The organism is Rhizobium sp. 57MFTsu3.2 (assembly GCF_012932765.1).
Lineage (GTDB): Bacteria > Pseudomonadota > Alphaproteobacteria > Rhizobiales > Rhizobiaceae > Rhizobium > Rhizobium altiplani.
In genome coordinates, this window is the sequence record NZ_JDWI01000018.1 from 43,076 (window position 1) to 63,831 (window position 20,756).

Consider the following 20,756-nt stretch of genomic DNA (forward strand, 5'->3'; position numbering starts at 1 on the left):
ACATGGCGCAGGTAACGGTAACGATCGACGGCAAGGCCTATCGCATGGCCTGCGAGGAGGGTCAGGAAGACCACCTGACGGACCTCGCGACGCGCTTCGACAATTATGTCGGGCACCTCAAGGGGCAGTTCGGCGAAATCGGTGACCTCCGCATCACCGTCATGGCTGGCATCATGGTCATGGACGAAATTTCGGAGCTCACCCGCCGCGTCGCCGGGCTTGAATCCGAACTCGATTCGTTGCGGAACAGCAGTGATAGCGTTCTCGCGGCAAACGCCCGCACCGAGGAGGGCCTTGCGGCGGCCTTGGGTGAGGTGACGAGCCGTATCCGCAGCATCACCGACAAGCTGAACGGCCGTGCGCCCGCCGAACTCAATTAAATAGGGGCGGCGTCGCCGGCCCTCTGGCGCAGCGCCCAAATCGGCCTTATATAGCGGAGTGCGGTCTGCGCCTCTCGACAGGAACCACAATCCCTGGGGCCATACTCGATCCAAAGGGAGCTGTCCCTGACCAGGCTCGTGGGCCTGGACACACGGTGCCCACCTACGTTTGTAGGCGCCCAGGATCGTAAACATCCATCGGTTGTCGTGGATCGCACTTCCCAAAAATCCGTACACGCTTACTGCTGTTGGGGCACGATGGATATCTTTCCGTCTGCTTTCTCAATCTTGTACATCCCGATCCCGGCCCCAGGTCCCAGGCGAAGTCTGGCGTATAAGTAATCAGGTGGGGTCATGGCCGCCGTCTGTCGCTTGATCATGAAGTTATTGATCTGCTGATCCACTAGCGGCGTTTTCGATATGATCAGAAAAATCCAGCTGTTCCTTCCGTAAGGCGATTTGGTGAAGTAGATTTGCGGTCGAACAAAACGTTGTCGAATTGCAGATCGGGGTCTGGATTATCCTCGATGCTGCCAATCGCGGTTTAGCTTTGGAGCGCATCTTCTTTCTTCATATTGTTTATAGCTGTTTCCTGCGCGGTAATGTTGCTTCGCAGGCCCTCAAAGGCTTCGCGGCTCTGTTCGTTGTAGCGATAACTCGCATAGATCCACCAAGCAGTGCTGAGAACGGTGCAGATTACTCCGCACGCCACTGCGACATGAAAATAGATCCGAAATCGGTGTAGAGCCCCTTCTTGATCTCGCTGTTGCTCGTCGAGGAGAACAGGTATCGATACAAGAAGACGAGACCGGTCGGAATAACACACATGAAGACGAGTGCGAAGAAAAACGGGCCGTATTTCTCGGCAGTGATCGTCGCGTGTTCCGGTTGATCTATAAGTTCCTTTAGTTTGATCAGATCGATGTCCCTCACCTCACTGAAGTATTCCCTGGACCGGGCCCATAGACGTTGCAGGTGCAGTAGGCGGAGGGCGGACCGAAGCCCGGGCATATTCCAAACTGCGTGACGCACGCGCGCGGACCCTGCGGTGGGACGCCCTGCATTTGCATCTGGTAGACGACCAGCGGCGGACATGACTGCGCCATGAGGCTGTCCGGATAGAGGCATAATCCGATCAGCAAGGCAGCAGACTTCATCGCTCAGACCCCACAATTCCCCAGGAGCACTTTGAAAGTAAAGATTGCCACAGTTAGCGCAGAATCACAACTATTGAACGAACATTACAATATGGCCCGTTATGATGGTATGCGGTTGTGGTAGACGCTGTCTATCCTGAAATGCTTTCCGGTGATCCGCTATTGAAGATTCTCGATGGAATAGGCGGACCGCGGTCCGCCGACGACAATGCCTGTCGGTTGCTCCGAATGTGACAGAGACTTCTCTTGCTTGCTGTATTGCGAGTGCTAGTTTCCGCATCTTATCGATTTAATTTCCAGGAGACTCGAGATGCAGCTTGGCATGGTGGGTTTGGGCCGCATGGGCAACTACATGGTCCAGCGATTGATGCGCGATGGCCATGAATGCGTCGTCTACGACGCGAGGCCTGAAAGCGTTGCTGATCTCGTCGGCAAGGGCGCTGTCGGCAGCGCCTCTCTCGAGGAGTTTGTTTCGAAGCTGTCGCGCCCGCGCGCGGTTTGGCTGATGCTGCCGGCGGCGATCACGGACAAGGTCATCGCCCAGCTTCTGCCGTTGCTGCACGACGACGACATCATCATCGACGGCGGCAATTCCTACTATCACGACGATATCCGGCGAGGTGCCGAGCTCATCACCAAGGGCATTCACTACGTTGACGTCGGTACCAGCGGCGGCGTTTTCGGCCTGGAACGCGGTTATTGCCTGATGATCGGGGGCGAGAAAGGAATCGTCCAGTCGCTGTCGCCCATCTTCGCGTCTCTGGCGCCGGGACAGGGAGTCATTGCTCCTTCAGAGGGGCGCACTGCTCATCCGGAAAGCACGGCCGAGCAAGGGTATCTTCATTGCGGTCCGCATGGCGCCGGTCATTTCGTCAAGATGGTGCACAACGGCATCGAGTATGGCCTGATGGCCGCCTATGCCGAAGGCCTGAATATTCTGAAACATGCCAATGTCGGTGCGGCCACGCATGCGGTCGATGCCGAAACTGCGCCTTTGGCGCATCCCGAACACTATCGTTACGATTTCAACTTGCCTGATATTGCCGAAGTGTGGCGTCGCGGGAGCGTCATCACCTCCTGGCTGCTCGACCTGACGGCCGACGCGCTGCATGTCGATCCGGTCCTCACCAAGTATGCCGGCCGTGTTTCCGATTCCGGCGAGGGCCGCTGGACGATCATGGCGGCGATCGATGAAAGCGTCCCGACGCCGGTGCTCAGTGCGGCGCTTCATGGTCGCTTCTCCTCGCGCGACAACGACGAGTTCGCCAACAAGGTGCTGTCGGCCATGCGTGCGGGCTTCGGCGGTCACGTCGAGAAGCCAAAGGGCTAGGCTGAAACTTTTCGTTTTCCAAGCCCGCGCAGCGCCGCCTGTGCGGGCTTTCCTTTTATACAGCGGGATATATTGTCTATACAACGGGATACATTGTCGAGAGATTGCATTTAGGGCAAGGGATCACGGGTCTGGCAATGGGGCGCGCGTGGCATGATGCAACTACTGATATCGATGGCATTCGCCCTCGCCGTGGCCACGAGCGCCGCGGCTCAGACCGCCAACCCGCCGTCGCCGCCTTCCACGCCCACGACTAGTGCGGCTCAACCGCCGGCGGAAGTTCGGCAGATGCTCGAGCTGATGCAAACGCCACAGGTGAAGGAGTGGATGGCGACGCAAATGAAGGCGGCGCCGACAGCCACCCTGACGGAGGCCGGCGAAATGTCGGCGCTCTCCGAACTCGTCGGTCATGCGCGCCGCCATGTCGAAATGGTCTCCGGGGCGGCGATGGAGTTTCCCGGCGAAGTCGAGACCGCGTCTGAAGTCGTCGAACGCGAGGTCGCGCCGACGGGCTGGCTGCTGATTACGACGGAGGTCATTGCCCTTTTTCTCACCGGAGCGATTGTCGAGCTGCTGTTCCGTCTTATCGTGCCGAAACCGCGAATCCGACGGACCGACGACGAGGTCGTCACCGTTGCCCACCACGCTGCGGCAAATCTGCTTTATCGCGTCGTTCCCGCAATCGTTTTTGCGATGGCGACACTGGTGCCTTTGCTCGCTTTCAACTGGCCTCCGATCACGCGGTCCATGGCCATCGCGATTGCAGTCGCACTCATCGTCGCCCGCTTTACCGTCGCGCTCGGGCGGCTCCTGGTCGCCCTCGTTACCTTGCCGCGTGCGGATGGCGAGCGCCAGATTTCGCGCGCCAGGGGGCTTTTCTGGTTCCGGCGTTGCGCGACCTTCGCGATCTACTTCGCATTCGGCTGGGCGGTGATCCAACTGATGGTGCCGCTCGGCTTTTCCGAGGGCGCGCGCTACTTTGTCGGCTACATTCTCGGCATCGGGCTCTTCGCCATCGCAGTGGAGGCGATCTGGCACCGTCCGGTGGAGGAGGGAGAGCATCGCAGCTTCACCGTTTCCTGGGGGCTGACGCTCTATTTCGCTTTCCTTTGGCTTCTCTGGGTTTCAGGGTTCAACCTGCTGCTCTGGCTCGGGATCTATGCCGTGCTCCTGCCGCGTGCTCTCTCGGTTGCAACGCTGGCCGTTCGTTCCCTGCACCAGGCCGAGGCGGGCTTTCTCGCCGGGCGCCGGATTGCGACTGTGCTTCTCGACCGTGGCGTTCGAGCCCTTATCATCACGGCCGCGGCTTTCTGGCTTGGCCGCATGATCGGGCTTGCGGCCGATCGCATGGCCGCCGGCGAGACCATGCTCGATCGGCTTGCCCGTGGCGCGATCGGCGGCATCGTCATCCTGCTCGCTGCCGATCTGTTGTGGCACCTGGCGCGCGCATACATCAACGGCAAGCTCGATGACTCCAGGATCGAAGGCGCGATAACGGATGAGGAAAAAGCCAGCCGCGCCCGCCTGCAGACATTGTTGCCGATCTTCCGCAATATCCTCGCCGTGGTCATTGCTGTCATTGCTGTACTGATGGTGCTGTCGGGCCTCGGGGTCGAAATTGGCCCGCTGATCGCCGGTGCCGGCGTGGTCGGCGTCGCCGTGGGCTTCGGCGCACAGACCATCGTGAAGGATGTCATCAGCGGCATGTTCTATCTTTGGGACGATGCCTTCCGTGTCGGCGAGTATATCGAGAGCGGTAGCCACAAGGGCGTTGTTGAAGCCTTCAGCCTGCGCTCGGTGCGGCTGAGGCATCACCGCGGGCCGCTGACGACGGTGCCGTTCGGCGAACTCGGCGCGGTCAGGAACCTCAACCGAGACTGGACGATCGACAAGATTACCCTGAACGTCACCTACGACACCGACCTCGTGAAGGCGAAGAAGGTGATCAAGCAGATCGGACAGCAACTGCTGGATAATCCCGACTACAGTCCGCACATCATCGAGACGCTGAAGATGAAGGGCGTGGAACAGTTCGGCGAGTTCGCGATTGTCATCCGGCTGGCAATGATGACCAAGCCCGGCGAGCAATTCGTCATCCGACGCAATGCCCTGGCCATGATCCGCAACGCCTTCAAGGAAAACGGCATCGAGTTTGCTGTGCCGACGGTGCAGGTTTCGAGCGAAGGGCACGAGTCCGAGGCGCATGCAGCCGCCGCCCGCCATCTTTCGCAACGCTCGAATTCAGATGAGCCCGCGGCGTAGCATCCGGGACTCGCTTATCGGAGCGGGCTAGCCTCGTTCAGTGCTTTTTTGCCGCTCCAACCCTGTCAACGTTACGAAATTGCAATGTGCGCCGGCGCGCCCTGCGCCAAATTTGCCCCAATTGGAGATGAAGCAGGCGAGATCGGCGGTTCAGGGTCGGGCAGGCTGCGCACTCATAGAGCTTGCGTGCCGCGCATGTTACGTGTTTCGGACATGATTCCCACCAAACTGGAATATTGCGGCGGTACGAGATGTCGGGACACGGCAAGTTAGAAGAAATCGAAGACGCCGACGAATCTTCGGTACGTGGATTCTTCAGGCGCTACCGTGCGCACCTGACAGCACTGGCGACGCTCGCGCTGTTCTGTCTCGTCGGCTTCGCAATCGTGCAACTGACGAACGAAGTGCGATATGACGACGTCGTTCAGGCGCTGGCCGATACCAAGGTCAGCTCGATTTTTCTGGCCCTCCTGTTCACCGGCATGAGCTTTCTTGCCCTCGTTTTCTATGACGTCAATGCCATTGAATATGTTGGCCGCAAGCTGCCATTTCCGCAGGTGGCGCTGACCGCCTTCAGCGCCTATGCGGTCGGCAATACGGCGGGCTTCGGGGCGCTGAGCGGCGGTGCAATCCGCTATCGCGCCTATTCGCGCCTCGGCCTGACGCCTGAGGAGATTGGCCGGGTCATCGCATTCGTGACGCTGTCGTTCGGCCTCGGGCTTGCGGGCGTTGCCGCTATCTCGCTCCTGATCATCGCCGATGAAATCGCGCCTCTGATCAATGTCGGCAGCCTGACCCTGCGGCTGATGGCCGGTATGGTCATTGCCGGCCTCGGCGTCATCATGTTCCTGGGACGCGAGGGGCGCGCAGTCCACCTCGGTCCCGTCTCGGTCCGATTGCCGGACTCGCGCACATGGTCGCGGCAGTTCCTGGTGACCGCCTTCGACATCGCCGCCTCGGCGACCGTCCTTTATGTCTTGCTGCCACAGGCCGCGATCAGCTGGCCGGTATTCCTGGCTGTCTATGCCATTGCGGTTGGGCTTGGAGTGTTGAGCCATGTACCGGCCGGCCTCGGTGTGTTCGAGACCGTTATCATCGCTTCGCTTGGCAGCGCAGTGAACATCGACGCAGTGCTTGGTTCGTTGGTTCTCTACCGCCTGATCTATCACGTTCTGCCGTTGCTGATCGCTGTGCTGGCCGTCTCGGCAACCGAGCTTCGCCGGTTTGCCGATCACCCGGTTGCGTCAGGCATCCGACGGATCGGCATCCGGCTGATGCCGCAGTTGCTCTCGACCCTATCGCTCCTCCTCGGCGTCATGTTGATCTTTTCGAGCGTGACGCCGACGCCGGACCAGAATCTCGAGTTTCTTGCGAACTACCTGCCGTTGCCGCTCGTCGAGGGGGCGCATTTCCTCTCCAGCCTGCTCGGGCTGACACTGGTCGTTGCGGCACGCGGTCTCGGCCAGAAGCTCGACGGTGCCTGGTGGGTGTCGATCCTGTCGGCCGCGGCGGCGTTGACCTTGTCGCTGCTGAAGGCGATTGCACTGGTCGAGGCCTGTTTCCTCGGTTTCCTGATCTTCGGCCTGTTCGTCAGCCGCCGGCTGTTTCGCAGACATGCGTCCCTTCTCAACCAGACGCTGACGGCCTCATGGCTGACGGCGATCGCCGTGATCTGCGTCGGTGCGATCGTGATCCTGCTCTTCGTCTATCGTGACGTCGAATACAGCAACGAGCTCTGGTGGCAGTTCGAATTTGCCGGCGAGGCCCCGCGCGGTCTGCGCGCCGTGCTCGGCCTTACGATCATTTCCTCGGCGATTGCGATCTTCAGTCTGCTCCGTCCGGCGACGGTCAAGCCGGAACCTGCTTCCACCGACGCGTTGCAGCGGGCGGTCGGTATCGTCGAGAAGCAGCGCTTTGCCGACGCCAATCTGGTGCGCATGGGCGACAAGAGCATCATGTTCTCGGAGAAAGGCGACGCTTTCATCATGTATGGAAGGCAGGGGCGCTCCTGGATCGCTCTTTTCGATCCGATCGGGGAGCGCAGCGCCATTCCAGAGCTGGTCTGGCGTTTCGTGGAGTCCGCACGCGCCGCCGGCTGCCGCGCAGTCTTTTACCAGATCTCTCCGGCGCTTCTTTCGCATTGTGCCGATGCAGGGCTGCGTGCCTTCAAGCTCGGCGAGCTTGCCGTTGCCGATTTGAAAACCTTCGAGATGAAGGGCGGCAAGTGGGCAAACCTGCGGCAAACCGCGAGCCGCGCGCAACGCGACGGCCTTGAATTCGAGGTTATCGCGCCGGAAGACGTTCCCGCCGCAATGGATGAGCTTGGCTCGGTTTCGAATGCGTGGCTCGAGGATCACAATGCCAAGGAGAAGGGTTTCTCGCTCGGTGCGTTCGATCCAGACTATATCGTTGCCCAACCCGTCGGCATCCTGAAGCGGGAAGGCAGGATCGTGGCCTTCGCCAACATCCTGATCACCGCCGCGAAGGACGAGGGGACCATCGACCTGATGCGGTTCTCCCCGGATGCGCCGAAAGGGTCGATGGACTTCCTCTTTGTCCAGATCATGGAATATCTGCGCGACCAGGGGTTTGCGCATTTCAATCTCGGCATGGCGCCGCTTTCGGGCATGTCGAAGCGCGAGATGGCGCCGGTCTGGGACCGCGTCGGCAGCACCGTCTTCGAACACGGCGAGCGGTTTTATAACTTCAAGGGCCTCAGGGCCTTCAAATCAAAGTTCCATCCGCACTGGCATCCGCGGTATCTTGCGGTTTCGGGTGGAGGCAATCCGATGATCGCTCTGATGGACGCAACATTCCTGATCGGCGGCGGATTGAGAGGGGTAGTGAGGAAATGATGAAAAGACACCTTCTTGCAGCCGTCTGCGCCCTGTCGCTGTCCGTTCCGGCGGCAATGGCGGCGACCGAGACGACACAGAGCTTCGAGACCGGGCTCATTCCTTCGCCGCATATTTTCCTGCCCGAAGGCGACGTGAAAGGCGCCGTTGTGCTGATCTCGGATGGCGCCGGCTGGGGCGATAATGAGAAGGCAGAGGCAAACCGTCTCGTCGAGCAGGGAGCCGTCGTCATTGGCATCGATTTCGTGGCCTATATGGAGGCGCTCAGAAACTACGACGTCAGCCAGAATGACGGCTGCATCTACATGGTGTCCGATCTTGAATCGCTGAGCCAGCAGGTACAGCGCGCGGCGGGCAACAGTGCATACCATCTGCCGATCGTTGCCGGCGTCGGCGAGGGCGGTGCGCTGGCGCTGGCGATCGCGGCGCAGACCCCGGATGCGACGATCGGCCAGACGCTGGCGATCGATCCAGTTGCCGGGATTCCGCTTACCAAGGAACTGTGCACGCCGGCGAAGAAGCAAACGGTCGGCGACCGCATGATCTATGGGCTCAGCGAAACATCGCTGCCGGACCCGATCATCGCCTCGTTTACGGCGGCAGCAGAAAAGGAGGGCCGTGCGCATGTCGAAGAACTCAAGAAGCAGCACTCGGACATCGATATCCGCGATTCCGGGGACGATGCCCAGACGACGCTTGCCGACACGCTCTCGGACCTGATCGACGCCTCCGGCAGTGCAGACAATCCGCTCGGCCTCCCGCTCACCATTCTCGATGCCAAGCCGGCTTTCGACACGATGGCGGTCATCTACTCCGGTGATGGCGGGTGGCGCGATATCGACAAGGAGGTTGGTGCGGCGCTGCAGAAGCAGGGTGTGCCGGTCGTCGGCATCGACTCGCTGCATTACTTCTGGTCGGAGCGCCAGCCGCAGCAGACGGCGGATGATCTCGGCAAGATTATCGAGCTTTATCGCAAGCAGTGGAAGGTGAAGCACGTTCTGCTGATCGGCTATTCCTTCGGCGCCGATGTCGTGCCTGCCGCGTTTACGCGCCTGAAGCCGGCCGCCAAGGCAACCGTCGCGCAGATGTCGCTCCTGTCCCTGTCGCATGAGGTCGATTACCAGATCTCCGTCATGGGCTGGCTCGGCCAGAAGACGGAAGGTGCGGGCGGCGATCCGGTTGATGACCTGAAGAAGGTCGACCCCAAGATCGTCCAGTGCATCTACGGAAAGGAAGATGACGACGAGGTGGCCTGCCCTGATCTCAAGGACAGCGGTGCCGATGTGATTGCCCTTGCCGGCGATCACCACTTCGATGAGAACTATGAGCTCTTGAGCAAGACGATCATCGATGGGCTGAAGGCGCGGCTTCAGGACTAGGCTGCGTCGCGCCGCCCCAGGCTAGCGCATCAACTGCTCTTCACTCCAGCCGAGAGCGGCGATATCGCCGCTCCGGAAGCGACCATCATCGGCAACGATGAATTCATCGAGCTGCGGTGGATGTACGCTCGTTCCTGCCAACATCGCATGAACCTGGCCGCGATGATGCGTCTGGTGTTGGAACAGGTGGTTCAAAACGTCTTCCATCCGCTCGCGCTGAATGCGCCCCGAACGATGGATCTCGGTCGTCGACGCCAGCTTTTCCGGCGTTGCCGGCTCGCAAAGCGCGACCAGCCGACGATCGACTTTGGTTTGCTCTGCGGCAAGCGCCGCGATGTCGTCGAAAGGCTCCTCGACATCCCAGGCGGTAGGCCCAAGCATGCCGCCTTCGAGCGCATCAACGTAAAACCAGTCGACCGTCAGAATATGGTTGAGCGTCGCCTTGATCGACGGAAAGAAGCTTACGCGTGCCGCCTCGAACTCTCCCGGCTTCAACCTGCTGCAGGCTTCATGCAGGCGATGGTTCGCAAGCGCATTGTTATAGGCAAGCTTCCGTGTGGTCCTGCATGGGTCGAAAGTCGGCATCGGTAACTCCGTTTCTTGACGGGCAACCCGCAAGCGTCAGTCGTCCTCCTGGAACAAGCGAAACTGTGCCGCTTCCAGATCCTTTGGGGGCTGCATGCCGAGGTGCTTCCAGGCCGTCGCGGTCAGGACGCGGCCGCGTGGGGTGCGCTGAATGAAACCCTGCTGAATCATGTAGGGCTCGATGATGTCCTCGATCGCGTCGCGTGGTTCGGAAAGCCCTGCGGCGATGGTTTCGATGCCGACGGGGCCGCCGCCGAAATTGACCGCGATCATGTTGAGGTAGCGCTTGTCGAGCTGGTCGAGGCCCATGTTGTCGACGAGCAGCCGGGTCAGCGCCTCATCGGCAATCTCGCGGGTGACGGCTTCAGCCTTCGCCACTTCCGCGAAATCGCGCACGCGCCGCAGCAGGCGACCGGCAATACGCGGCGTTCCACGAGCGCGCCGGGCGATTTCCCGTGCACCCTCGTCGGTCATGGGCAGGTTCATCAGGCGTGCGCCGCGTCGAACGATCAGCTCCAATTCCTCGACGGTATAGAAGCTCAGGCGGACGGGAATGCCGAAACGGTCGCGAAGCGGCGTGGTCAAAAGGCCAAGGCGGGTCGTTGCTGCAACGAGGGTGAATTTCGACAGGTCGATCTTGACAGAGCGCGCGGCTGGTCCTTCGCCGATGATGAGGTCGAGCTGGAAATCCTCCATCGCGGGGTAGAGGATTTCCTCGACGGCCGGGTTGAGCCGGTGAATTTCGTCGATGAAGAGCACGTCGCGCTCTTCGAGATTGGTCAGTAGAGCGGCGAGATCGCCCGCCTTGGCAATAACCGGACCGGACGTCGAGCGGAAATTGACGCCGAGTTCCTTCGCCATGATCTGCGCGAGCGTCGTCTTGCCGAGGCCGGGCGGGCCAACGAAAAGGACGTGATCCAGCGCCTCACCACGGTTCTTCGCCGCCTCGATGAACACCTTCAGGTTTGCGCGCGCTTCCGCCTGGCCGGTGAACTCGTCCAGCGACTGCGGCCGCAGCGTCACATCCAGGTCTTCGCCTCGTTTCTCGGCCGATATCAGGCGCGCGGCTTCACTCATGCTGGCATTTCCCAATCTTCAAACGCTCGTGACCAATACACCAAGCCGAACGCTTTTGGCACCCGCTCGGGCAATTGGATCAGCGAGCCAGTTCCTTCAACCCAAGGCGGATGAGCTTGGCGCTGTCGGCGCCTTCACCGGCGGTCTTCATTGCGGCGGCAACGGCATTGGCAGCCTGGTCGCGGGAATAGCCGAGGTTCGTCAGCGCGGATACCGCGTCGGCGACAGGGGCAGCGGCAACACCTTCACCGAGCTCCTGCTTGAGGCCGATGGTGGCCGACGCTTCTCCGGCGAAGGCCGGCGCCTTGTTCTTCAGTTCGGTGACGATGCGCACGGCAACCTTGGGACCAACGCCCTGAGCGCGGGCGACTGCCGTGCGATCCTGCAGCGCGATGGCGTTCGCCAGTTCGCTTGGAGGCAGGGTCGAAAGGACGGCGAGAGCCACCTTTGCACCAACGCCCTGTACGCTCTGCAGGAGGATGAACCACTCTCTCTCGAGCGCGGTCATGAAGCCGAAGAGCTTCAGCTGGTCTTCGCGAACATAGGTCTCGATGAAAAGCACACAGGCCTCGCCCACCGAGCCGAGGCGGGAGAGCGTGCGCGCCGAGCAGAAGGCGACGTAGCAGACGCCGTGGACATCGACGAGGACGTAGTCATCGCCGATTTCATCGATGGTGCCTTTGAGCTTGCCGATCATGCAAATGGTCCGTTCGGTGGGTTTTCAGTGAAGATTAGCCGGCAAGCGCCGCCTGCCGCATGCGGCTGCTGCCGCGGTTATGAGCGTGGCAGATGGCGATGGCCAGCGCATCAGCCGCGTCGTTGCCCTTGAATTCGACCTTGGGCATCAGGATTTTCAGCATCATGTGGATCTGCTGCTTCTCGCCGTGGCCGACACCGATGACCGCCTTCTTGACAGCGTTTGGCGCATATTCGGCGACGGGCAAACCGGCGCGGGCAGGGACCAGCATGGCAATGCCGCGTGCCTGCCCGAGTTTCAGCGTTGCAACGGCGTCCTTGTTGACGAAGGTTTGTTCGACGGCAGCCTCATCAGGCTGATAGCTGTGCACGACTTCCGCCAGGCCATCGTGCAGCTGGCAAAGGCGCGAGGCCAGGTCCAGGTCGCCGTCCGAGGTGACCGTACCGGACGCGACGAAGCGCAAGGAATTGCCGAGCGTGTCGATAATTCCCCAGCCCGTGCGGCGCAGGCCCGGATCAACGCCGATGATGCGAATCGTATTTTGCATGCTTCACCCTATTGCACTCGCCAAATAACTGCCATCGATATGTGAACAAAACAAAAACATTCCTTGTTTTTGCCACACGCTGTTTACGGCAATTTAAGCTCCATAGCCGACTTTTGATCCACAAAATGTCAGAGGAACTCCCTTCTCAGGAAGGCAAGGTTCCCGTTTTCTGTTTTCAGGTCAGCCGGCAGGATGTTCCACGCTCTGCCGGTATGAGCCGTTCCGGAAGGGTTCATCGTTCATGGTTCAGAGATTTAAATCCCTGTCCTTCAAGGTCATCGCGACATTTATACTGCTGACCGCACTGTCGATTGCGGTCATCAACGTGCTTGCTTACTTCGCCAGCAGCCGCATTTCCGGTGAGCAGGCACTCAAGGCGAAGGAGAGCGTCCTGATCTTCCGCGGCGACATGCTGCAGGATCAGCTTGAGCAGTTGGAAAACCAGGCGAACTCGATTGCGCGCATCGAAGCGTTGCAGATGTCGATTACAAGCCTGAAGAGCGGTTGGAAGACAATCGAGAAGACGTCGGGTGATGCGCGCGCCGAATTGAAGAAGGTGTTCATCACCAACAATCCGAACCCGGCCGACCAGCGCGAAAAACTGGTGAAGCCGCAGGCACCAAGCGGCTTCTACTACGCCAACCATGAAACGACGCAGGGTGAAGTGGCCCGCGACCTGGAGAATACCGCCTTCAGCGACCTGCTGATCGCCGATCTCGATGGCAACGTCCTCTACTCCTACAAGAAGAACGACGATTTCGCGGAGAACCTGAAGACCGATGCATGGAAGGCGACCGGCGCCGGCCTTGCCTTCGCCAAGGCGATCGCCAACACCGCAAAGGCGACTGACGATTCCGCCCCCACCGGCTTTTCCGGTCTTCGCGTCGACGCGGCGAACGGCAAGTCGGCAATCTTCTATGCCGTGCCGATCGTCAAGCTCGGCGCGGCGAAGGGCGTGATGCTCTTCAAGGTCCGCGACAACATCATCACCAGCATTCTCGCCAAGGGCATCGTGTCCGGTAGCACGGCGCAAGCCGCTATCATCTCGGATGACGGATCGGCGATCGGCGTAAACTCGTCCGGCCAGCTGGCAACGCTCGATACCACGCCTTTCACCTTCGCGAAGGACGCGCTGTCGGCCAAGGGCATGACGGTCGACGACTTCGATCGCGCCGATGGCTCGGCACGAGCCTATGTTCGCGGCATCGATTATCAGGGCTCCCGCTTCCTCGTCGTGGAAAGCGTCCGCATCAGCGAACTCAATGCTGGCTCGCTGGAGATCGCCACGCTCCTGACGATGATTGCGTTTGGTGTTCTGATCATCATGGCCGTGGCAACCTGGGCCATCACCAAGCTGCTGTTCTCGCCGCTTGCCCGGCTCGCGGACGTCACGCGTGACGTCGCCGACGGCAACCTCGAAGTCGAGATCGGCAGCCAGAACCGCGGCGACGAAATCGGCACGATGGCCAAGGCATTGGCGCGGTTCAAGCAGTCGCTTGTCGAGAGCCGCGACCTGGAAGCTGCCAGCAACGAAACGCGGGCTCGCGCGGAGCGGGATCGCCAGCAGCACATGGCTGAGCGCGAGGCGGAAGCACGGACCCTGCAGGAAGTCGTCCAGGCGATCGACGAGGGCCTGCATCACCTTGCCAACGGCGATCTTGCCCATCAGATCGAGACCCGCTTCCCGAACGAACTCGAAGGCCTCCGGGTCAACTTCAACGAGGCGCTGGCTACCCTCAGCGAAACGATGACGGCGATCGGCGGCAACTCCATGGCCGTGCGTTCGGGTTCCGAGGAAATGCGCACCGGTGCCGATGAGCTTGCCGGTCGGACCGAGCGGCAGGCCGCCTCTATCACCGAGACCGCGAATGCGATCGATGCGATCACCCAGTCGGTCCGCGTTCAGATCGAGCGTGCGGAGCAGGCCGAACGCATCGCCCGCGACGCCAAGCGGGAGACGACCGGCTCCAGCCAGATCATGCGCGAGACAATTGCCGCGATGGAGGCGATCCAGGCGTCGTCGCGCCAGATCAATTCGATCATCGCCGTTATCGATGCGATCGCCTTCCAGACCAACCTGCTGGCGCTCAATGCCGGCGTCGAGGCTGCACGGGCAGGCGAGTCCGGTAAGGGCTTCGCCGTGGTCGCCATGGAAGTGCGCGAACTGGCACAGCGTTCATCGAGTGCCGCAAAGGAAATATCGAGCCTCTTGCAGAAGTCCACGCATGAAGTGGAGATGGGCGTGTCGCTCGTTGAGCGTGCCGGCGACGCGCTGACGGGGATCGGCAGCCATGTGGAGGCAATCAACGGCCAGATCAGCGAGATCATGGAAACGACGCGCGAGGAAGCCGACACCCTGCGTCAAATCAACTCCGCGGTCTCAGAGCTTGATGCGATGACGCAGCAGAATGCCGCCATGGTCGAGGAAACGACGGCTGCGATCCATCGGCTCGCGACCGAAGCGGTCGAAATGGACCGGCAGCTGGCGAATTTCACGCTGGCGCAGGCGGAACATCACCAGGGCGCCGAGGTACACCTGCTGCGACGTCGGGCTTGAACCGTGATCGGCAGATGAACGAGGGCCGGGAGACCGGCCCTTTTTCTTTCCCGCTCGTTTGGAATGGGCCGAGCGGCCACCTACATAGACCTGTCCTTCCAATTACCGACAGGCTTCGTCATGGTTCCCTTCTCCATTCTCGATCTCTCTCCTGTTCCAGAAGGCGGGACGATCCGCCAGTCGCTCGAGAGTTCGGCGCGCATGGCGCAGAAGGCCGAAGGGTTCGGGTACAACCGCTTCTGGCTTGCGGAACATCACGGCATGCCGGGTATTGCCAGCGCGGCGACGGCGGTCGTGATCGGCCACGTCGGCGCGGCAACCAAGCGGATCCGCATCGGCTCGGGCGGCATCATGCTGCCGAACCACTCGCCGCTTGTCATTGCAGAGCAATTCGGAACGCTGGAAGCGCTGTTTCCGGGCCGCGTCGATCTCGGCCTGGGGCGTGCGCCCGGCACCGACATGCGGACCGCCCGGGCCCTGCGGCGCAATCTCGATGCGGGCGCCCAGAGCTTTCCGAACGACGTGGTCGAATTGCAGCAGTTGCTGGGCACGCCGATCGAGAACCAGGCGATCCTTGCGGTTCCCGGCATGAATTCCAACGTTCCGATCTGGCTTCTGGGTTCCAGCCTCTACAGCGCGCAGCTCGCCGCGATGTTGGGGCTGCCTTATGCCTTCGCCTCGCATTTTGCGCCGGACTCGCTGCTTGATGCCATTGACATCTATCGCAGCCGCTTCACACCTTCCGCCATGCTCGACAAGCCCTATGTCATGGTTGGTGTCATGGGGTCCGTTGCCGCAACGGATGAGGAGGCGCAATACCATTTCACCTCGGCCCAGCAGCAGTTCGTCAATCTGCGCCGCAATGTGCGTGGCCAGTTTCCGCGGCCGGTCGCCGATATGGGGAGCTTCTGGTCCCCGATGGAGAAGCTGACGGTCGAGCACACGCTGCGCTATGCCGTCGTCGGGTCGCCGAAGACCGCGGAGGCAAAGCTCACCGAATTCCTTGCCGAGACGCAGGCGGATGAAGTGATCATCTCCATGCCGATCCACGATATCGAGGCGAGATTGAAATCGGTCGAGCTTTTCGCCGGGCTTGGAAACTTCCTTCGCGCTGCGGCCTAATGCCGCGCATCGCGGGCGCTTCGTGGCCTACAGCCATTTGTGCGAATTGACTTAACGCAGCCGGACCATAGCTTTGCTTGATCACACATGTCGTTTGCACAGCGTTGTGGCGACGCAAGTGTGATGGACGGCGCACGCCGCAAATCGCGCGCGCGGCCGGTTTCGAGCAACCTTTGGAGGATGAGGATTGCTATGCGTTACCACGGTCTTGCTGCTTTGATTTCACTGATCTGTCTTTCCGCCTCGTCTGCAATCGCCCAAGAGGGCGACGTGGCGGCCGGGGAAACGGTCTTTAAGAAGTGCGCGGTCTGTCATATTGCCGACACCGACAAGAACAAGGTCGGGCCGTCGCTGAACCACCTGTTCGGCCGAACAGCCGGGACGCATCCGGATTTTGCCTATTCAGCGGCGATGAAGGCGGCGGGCACAGCCGGGTTGGTCTGGGACGAAGCGACTCTGCGCGATTATCTTCACGACCCAAAGTTGAAGGTTAAGGGTACGAAGATGGTGTTCGTCGGGCTGAAGGACGACGGCGATATCACCAATCTGCTAGCTTATCTCAAGCAATTCTCGAAATGAAATCAGCTTATTGATGTAGAGGCAGACGGCTCGTTGGCGTCATTTCGCGCCATTGCCGTGATGTTTTGTTTATGAGATAGTCCTAACGCAAGTGCCAGCGGATTGCGGGTAATTTCCACAGCCGGCCGGGCATTGGGAGGAACGCATGGTTGTCGTGCTGGTTCTCGGTCTGATCGTCATCGGGTCGGTGGTTTTCCACCTGCTCAGCCCGTGGTGGTGGACTCCGATCGCTTCGAACTGGAACTACATCGACAATACCATCATCATTACATTCTGGATCACCGGCATCGTCTTCGTCGCGGTGATCTCCTTCATGGCCTACTGCATCTTTCGTTTCCGCCATCGGCCGGGCAATCGGGCCGCCTACGAGCCCGAGAACAAGCGTCTGGAATGGTGGCTTGCCGGCAGCACGGCCCTTGGTGTGGCAGCGATGCTGGCGCCTGGTCTCGTCGTCTGGAACCAGTTCGTGACGGTGCCGCCGGATGCTGGCGAAATCGAAGTCGTAGGGCAGCAGTGGCTGTGGAATTTCCGGTTGCCGGGCGCCGATGGCAAGCTCGGCAGGGCAGACAATCGAGCGGTGACCGCCGACAATCCGCTCGGCGTGATCACGAACGATCCGGCTGGCCTCGACGACATCATCATCTCAGGCGCCGAACTGCACTTGCCGATCGGCAAGTCGGTCCGCGTACACCTGCGCTCGATCGATGTGCTGCATGATTTCTACGTTCCCGAGTTCCGGGCGAAGATGGACATGATCCCCGGTTCGGTCACCTATTTTTGGTTCACGCCGACGCGGACGGGCACCTTCGAAGTGCTGTGCGCGGAGCTTTGTGGCGTCGGACATCCGCAGATGCGAGGGACTGTCGTCGTCGACGAGCCGGACGCCTACCAGGCGTGGCTCGCGCAGCAGCAGACGTTTTCGCAGCTGATGGCAGCGGTTGAACCGGCCAAGTAGGCCGGCGTTGCGGCCGGGGGAGCGGCCGTAACGGGAGGAGGAAGGAAGGCATGCGATGGTTGATATTCCAACCAGTGCCGGCGATGTTATCCCACCCGCCGAGGTGGCGGATGTTGAGCTCTATCATCCGAGGAGCTGGTGGACGAAATACGTCTTCAGTCAGGATGCCAAGGTCATTGCCATTCAGTATTCGGTGACGGCCTTTTCGATCGGTCTGGTGGCGCTGGTGCTGTCGTGGCTGATCCGCCTACAGCTCGGTTTTCCCGGCTATTTTTCCTTCATCGATGCGGATCATTATTACCAGTTCATCACCATGCACGGGATGATCATGGTGATCTATCTCCTGACCGCGCTTTTCCTCGGCGGCTTCGGCAATTACCTGATTCCGTTGATGGTCGGCGCCCGCGATATGGTGTTCCCCTATGCGAACATGCTGAGCTACTGGCTTTATCTGCTGGCCGTGATCGTGCTTGTTGCGGGCTTCTTCGCCCCTGGCGGACCGACGGGGGCCGGCTGGACGCTTTACCCGCCGCAGGCACTGACGTCAGGTACGCCAGGCGGGCGCGACTGGGGTATCATCCTGATGCTCTCGTCCCTCATCATCTTCATCATCGGCTTCACGATGGGTGGCTTGAACTATGTCGTCACCGTGCTGCAAGGGCGGGCGCGCGGCATGACGCTGATGCGGATGCCATTGACAGTATGGGGCATTTTCACAGCAACCGTCATGGCGTTGCTGGCTTTCCCGGCGCTCTTCGTCGCCGCCGTCATGATGCTGTTTGACCGGCTGCTCGGCACCAGCTTCTTCATGCCTGCGATTGTCGAAATGGGAGAGCAGCTGAAATCCGATGGCGGTAGCCCGATCCTGTTCCAGCACCTCTTCTGGTTCTTTGGGCATCCGGAAGTCTACATCGTCGCGCTTCCGGCATTCGGCATCGTCTCCGATCTTATCAGCACGCATGCGCGCAAGAACATCTTCGGCTACCGCATGATGGTCTGGGCGATCGTGATTATCGGGGCGCTGAGCTTCATCGTATGGGCGCATCACATGTATGTCAGCGGCATGAACCCGAATTTCGGGTTCTTCTTCGCCACGACAACGTTGATCATCGCCGTGCCGACCGCGATCAAGGTCTACAATTGGGTGCTGACGCTGTGGCGGGGTGATATCCACCTGACGCTGCCGATGCTGTTTGCCATCGGTTTCATCGTGACCTTCGTCAATGGCGGGCTGACCGGACTGTTCCTCGGCAACGTCGTGGTGGACGTGCCACTGTCCGATACGATGTTCGTGGTAGCGCATTTCCACATGGTGATGGGCGTCGCGCCCATCATGGTGGTCTTCGGCGCAATCTATCACTGGTATCCGAAGATTACCGGGCGGATGCTCGACGAGGTTCTCGGTCGGATCCATTTCTGGGTTACCTTCATCGGCGCCTATGCGATCTTCTTCCCCATGCATTATGTAGGCCTGGTGGGCGTGCCGAGGCGCTATTTCGAGCTTGGCGACACGGTTTTCATTCCGCCTTCGGTGCATGACCTGAACATGTTCATTTCGGTCGCGGCGCTTGTCGTCGGGGCGGCGCAGATGGTGTTCCTGTTCAATATCATTTGGAGTCTGTTCCGCGGTCGCGAGGCCGGTGGCAATCCGTGGCGAGCGACGACGCTCGAGTGGCAGACTCCTCAGACGCCGCCCGCCCATGGCAACTGGGGCAAGGAGCTTCCGATCGTCTATCGCTGGGCCTACGACTACAGTGTACCCGGCGCTCCCGAAGACTTCATACCCCAGAACCAGCCGCCTATGGCCGGAGTGTCGAGGGCGCACACATGAGTGTGGTTCTTGTCTTTCTCGCGGGAATAGCCGCAATCGTCATCTGGTGGCTGTCCGGGCAGAGGATGATGTCGAAGCCATGGATGGAGGTCGGCACGCTTGATGATATCGCGGGACCGGCGAAGCCGCCGATCCCGACCGCCAAGATCGGCCTCGGCATTTTCCTCGCGGTGGTCGGCGCGCTCTTTTCCCTGTTGGCCAGTGCTTATCTTTCGCGAATGAGCGGTGCGGATTGGTGGGCAATGCCCGTTCCTCGGCTTCTTTGGGCGAATAGCGCTGTCTTGATCGCCAGCTGCGCGGCTCTGCAATGGGCGGTGGTTGAAGCGCGCCGGGGCGCCGGTGACGGCCTGCGGCTTGCGCTTGATATAGCGCTGGCGACCGCAGTGCTCTTTCTTGCCGGGCAGGTCGTCGCCTGGCTGCAGCTGGTCGCGGCCGGATATGTCCTTGCCGATAACCCGGCAAACAGTTTCTTCTACATGCTGACGGGATTGCATGGCCTGCATATCCTCGGTGGGCTGGCAGTGCTTGCGCGAACCAGATTGCGCTTGCTCGCAGGCGGCACCGCCGCTTCCGCCAGGCTGCGCCTCGGTGTCGAGCTCTGCGCCACCTACTGGCACTTCATGCTCGTCGTGTGGCTGCTTCTCTTCGCGCTTTTTACCGGCTGGGCAAACGACTTCGTCGATCTCTGCCGCCAACTCGTTTCTTAAGGGGTGGAAGATGGCCGAACTGACCCGAATGCAAACCGACGACGTCGCCATGGGGCCGCCCGCCGGCCTGCGCGGCGTGGCGGCCGACTTTGCCTCGGACCAGCGGGCGTTCAAGAACGTCTCCTGGGGCAAGGCCATGATGTGGATCTTTCTCCTCAGCGATACTTTTATCTTCGGCTGCTTCCTGCTGGCCTATATGACCGCGCGGATGTCGACGCCGGTTCCGTGGCCTAATCCGAGCGAGGTCTTCGCGCTCAATATCGGCGGCCAGGAGGTCCCGCTGATCCTCATCGCGATCATGACCTTCATCCTGATCAGCAGCAGTGGCACGATGGCCATGGCTGTCAATTTCGGTTATCGCCGCGAGCGCGGGAAAACGGCCGCTTTGCTGCTTCTGACCGCCGCGCTCGGCGCGACCTTTGTCGGAATGCAGGCTTTCGAATGGACGAAGCTCATCACCGAAGGCGTGCGCCCCTGGGAAAACCCGTGGGGCGCGGCACAGTTCGGATCATCCTTCTTCATGATCACCGGTTTTCACGGGACGCACGTGACCTTCGGCGTAATCTTCCTGCTGGTTACCGCGCGCAAGGTATGGCGCGGGGACTTCGATACGGGCCAGCGCGGCTTCTTCACAAGCCGCAGGGGCAGCTATGAGAACGTCGAGATCATGGGCCTGTACTGGCACTTCGTCGACCTCGTCTGGGTCTTCATCTTTGCCTTCTTCTATTTGTGGTGA

17 protein-coding genes and 1 other RNA gene are annotated in these 20,756 nt (G+C 60.6%); 13 read left to right on the forward strand and 5 right to left on the reverse strand.

Annotated elements, in window-relative coordinates:
* Positions 1–2 precede the first annotated feature (2 nt).
* Both AF71_RS18895 and ssrS read left to right on the forward strand, forming a co-directional pair.
* Positions 3–380, forward strand: coding sequence for a cell division protein ZapA (locus AF71_RS18895; protein WP_018858861.1), 378 nt, complete (start codon positions 3–5; stop codon positions 378–380).
* 59 nt (positions 381–439) lie between these two features.
* Positions 440–598: non-coding RNA, 6S RNA (gene ssrS, locus AF71_RS18900), on the forward strand.
* Positions 599–1,076: 478 nt separating this feature from the next.
* On the opposite strand, the gene AF71_RS18905 is transcribed toward ssrS, so the two are convergent.
* Entirely contained in the window at positions 1,077–1,313 is a 237-nt protein-coding gene (locus tag AF71_RS18905) for a hypothetical protein (protein WP_169682593.1), read from the reverse strand.
* A 534-nt stretch (positions 1,314–1,847) separates the two neighbouring features.
* On the opposite strand from AF71_RS18905, the gene gnd reads away from it, so the two are divergent.
* The 4 genes from gnd (at position 1,848) to AF71_RS18925 (ending at position 9,363) form a co-directional block, all read left to right on the forward strand.
* On the forward strand, positions 1,848–2,867 hold the full coding sequence (gnd, locus tag AF71_RS18910) for a phosphogluconate dehydrogenase (NAD(+)-dependent, decarboxylating) (RefSeq protein WP_018858858.1): 1,020 nt from the start codon (positions 1,848–1,850) through the stop codon (positions 2,865–2,867).
* A 288-nt stretch (positions 2,868–3,155) separates the two neighbouring features.
* Positions 3,156–5,129, forward strand: a complete 1,974-nt coding sequence (locus tag AF71_RS18915) for a mechanosensitive ion channel family protein (RefSeq protein WP_246733735.1) — start codon at positions 3,156–3,158, stop codon at positions 5,127–5,129.
* 251 nt (positions 5,130–5,380) lie between these two features.
* Positions 5,381–7,984 (forward strand): bifunctional lysylphosphatidylglycerol flippase/synthetase MprF, encoded by a 2,604-nt coding sequence (mprF, locus tag AF71_RS18920; RefSeq protein ID WP_018858856.1) that lies wholly within the window; start codon positions 5,381–5,383, stop codon positions 7,982–7,984.
* Positions 7,981–9,363 carry a virulence factor family protein gene (locus AF71_RS18925; protein WP_169682597.1) on the forward strand — a complete coding sequence of 461 codons (1,383 nt, stop codon included), beginning with the start codon at positions 7,981–7,983 and terminating at the stop codon, positions 9,361–9,363. The genes mprF and AF71_RS18925 overlap by 4 nt, the downstream gene beginning before the upstream one ends.
* 21 nt (positions 9,364–9,384) lie before the next feature.
* Here the strand turns inward: AF71_RS18925 and AF71_RS18930 are convergent, their stop codons facing one another.
* The 4 genes from AF71_RS18930 to ruvC form a co-directional block, all read right to left on the reverse strand.
* Positions 9,385–9,948 carry a DinB family protein gene (locus AF71_RS18930; RefSeq protein ID WP_169682599.1) on the reverse strand — a complete coding sequence of 188 codons (564 nt, stop codon included), beginning with the start codon at positions 9,946–9,948 and terminating at the stop codon, positions 9,385–9,387.
* A 36-nt stretch (positions 9,949–9,984) separates the two neighbouring features.
* Positions 9,985–11,025: a Holliday junction branch migration DNA helicase RuvB gene (gene ruvB, locus AF71_RS18935; protein ID WP_007527359.1), complete on the reverse strand. Its 1,041-nt coding sequence runs from the start codon at positions 11,023–11,025 to the stop codon at positions 9,985–9,987.
* A gap of 79 nt (positions 11,026–11,104) precedes the next feature.
* The gene (gene ruvA, locus AF71_RS18940) at positions 11,105–11,722 is read right to left on the reverse strand and encodes a Holliday junction branch migration protein RuvA (RefSeq protein WP_018858853.1); all 618 of its coding nucleotides are present in this window, start codon (positions 11,720–11,722) and stop codon (positions 11,105–11,107) included.
* A 34-nt stretch (positions 11,723–11,756) separates the two neighbouring features.
* The gene (ruvC, locus tag AF71_RS18945; RefSeq protein WP_018858852.1) at positions 11,757–12,269 is read right to left on the reverse strand and encodes a crossover junction endodeoxyribonuclease RuvC; all 513 of its coding nucleotides are present in this window, start codon (positions 12,267–12,269) and stop codon (positions 11,757–11,759) included.
* A 241-nt stretch (positions 12,270–12,510) separates the two neighbouring features.
* Here ruvC and AF71_RS18950 point away from each other — a divergent pair, with 241 nt between their 5' ends.
* From AF71_RS18950 to AF71_RS18980, 7 genes are all read left to right on the forward strand, one after another.
* Positions 12,511–14,826 carry a methyl-accepting chemotaxis protein gene (locus AF71_RS18950; RefSeq protein WP_169682601.1) on the forward strand — a complete coding sequence of 772 codons (2,316 nt, stop codon included), beginning with the start codon at positions 12,511–12,513 and terminating at the stop codon, positions 14,824–14,826.
* A gap of 120 nt (positions 14,827–14,946) precedes the next feature.
* Positions 14,947–15,948 (forward strand): LLM class flavin-dependent oxidoreductase, encoded by a 1,002-nt coding sequence (locus tag AF71_RS18955; RefSeq protein ID WP_169682656.1) that lies wholly within the window; start codon positions 14,947–14,949, stop codon positions 15,946–15,948.
* Positions 15,949–16,140: 192 nt separating this feature from the next.
* The gene (locus tag AF71_RS18960) at positions 16,141–16,527 is read left to right on the forward strand and encodes a cytochrome c family protein (protein ID WP_026372005.1); all 387 of its coding nucleotides are present in this window, start codon (positions 16,141–16,143) and stop codon (positions 16,525–16,527) included.
* A 145-nt stretch (positions 16,528–16,672) separates the two neighbouring features.
* Positions 16,673–17,482 (forward strand): cytochrome c oxidase subunit II, encoded by an 810-nt coding sequence (locus AF71_RS18965; RefSeq protein WP_169682603.1) that lies wholly within the window; start codon positions 16,673–16,675, stop codon positions 17,480–17,482.
* A 55-nt stretch (positions 17,483–17,537) separates the two neighbouring features.
* Positions 17,538–19,313 (forward strand): cytochrome c oxidase subunit I, encoded by a 1,776-nt coding sequence (ctaD, locus tag AF71_RS18970; RefSeq protein ID WP_018858847.1) that lies wholly within the window; start codon positions 17,538–17,540, stop codon positions 19,311–19,313.
* The gene (locus tag AF71_RS18975; RefSeq protein ID WP_018858846.1) at positions 19,310–20,020 is read left to right on the forward strand and encodes a cytochrome c oxidase subunit 3; all 711 of its coding nucleotides are present in this window, start codon (positions 19,310–19,312) and stop codon (positions 20,018–20,020) included. Before ctaD ends, AF71_RS18975 begins: the two co-directional genes overlap by 4 nt.
* A 10-nt stretch (positions 20,021–20,030) precedes the next feature.
* The gene (locus AF71_RS18980; RefSeq protein WP_018858845.1) at positions 20,031–20,756 is read left to right on the forward strand and encodes a heme-copper oxidase subunit III family protein; all 726 of its coding nucleotides are present in this window, start codon (positions 20,031–20,033) and stop codon (positions 20,754–20,756) included.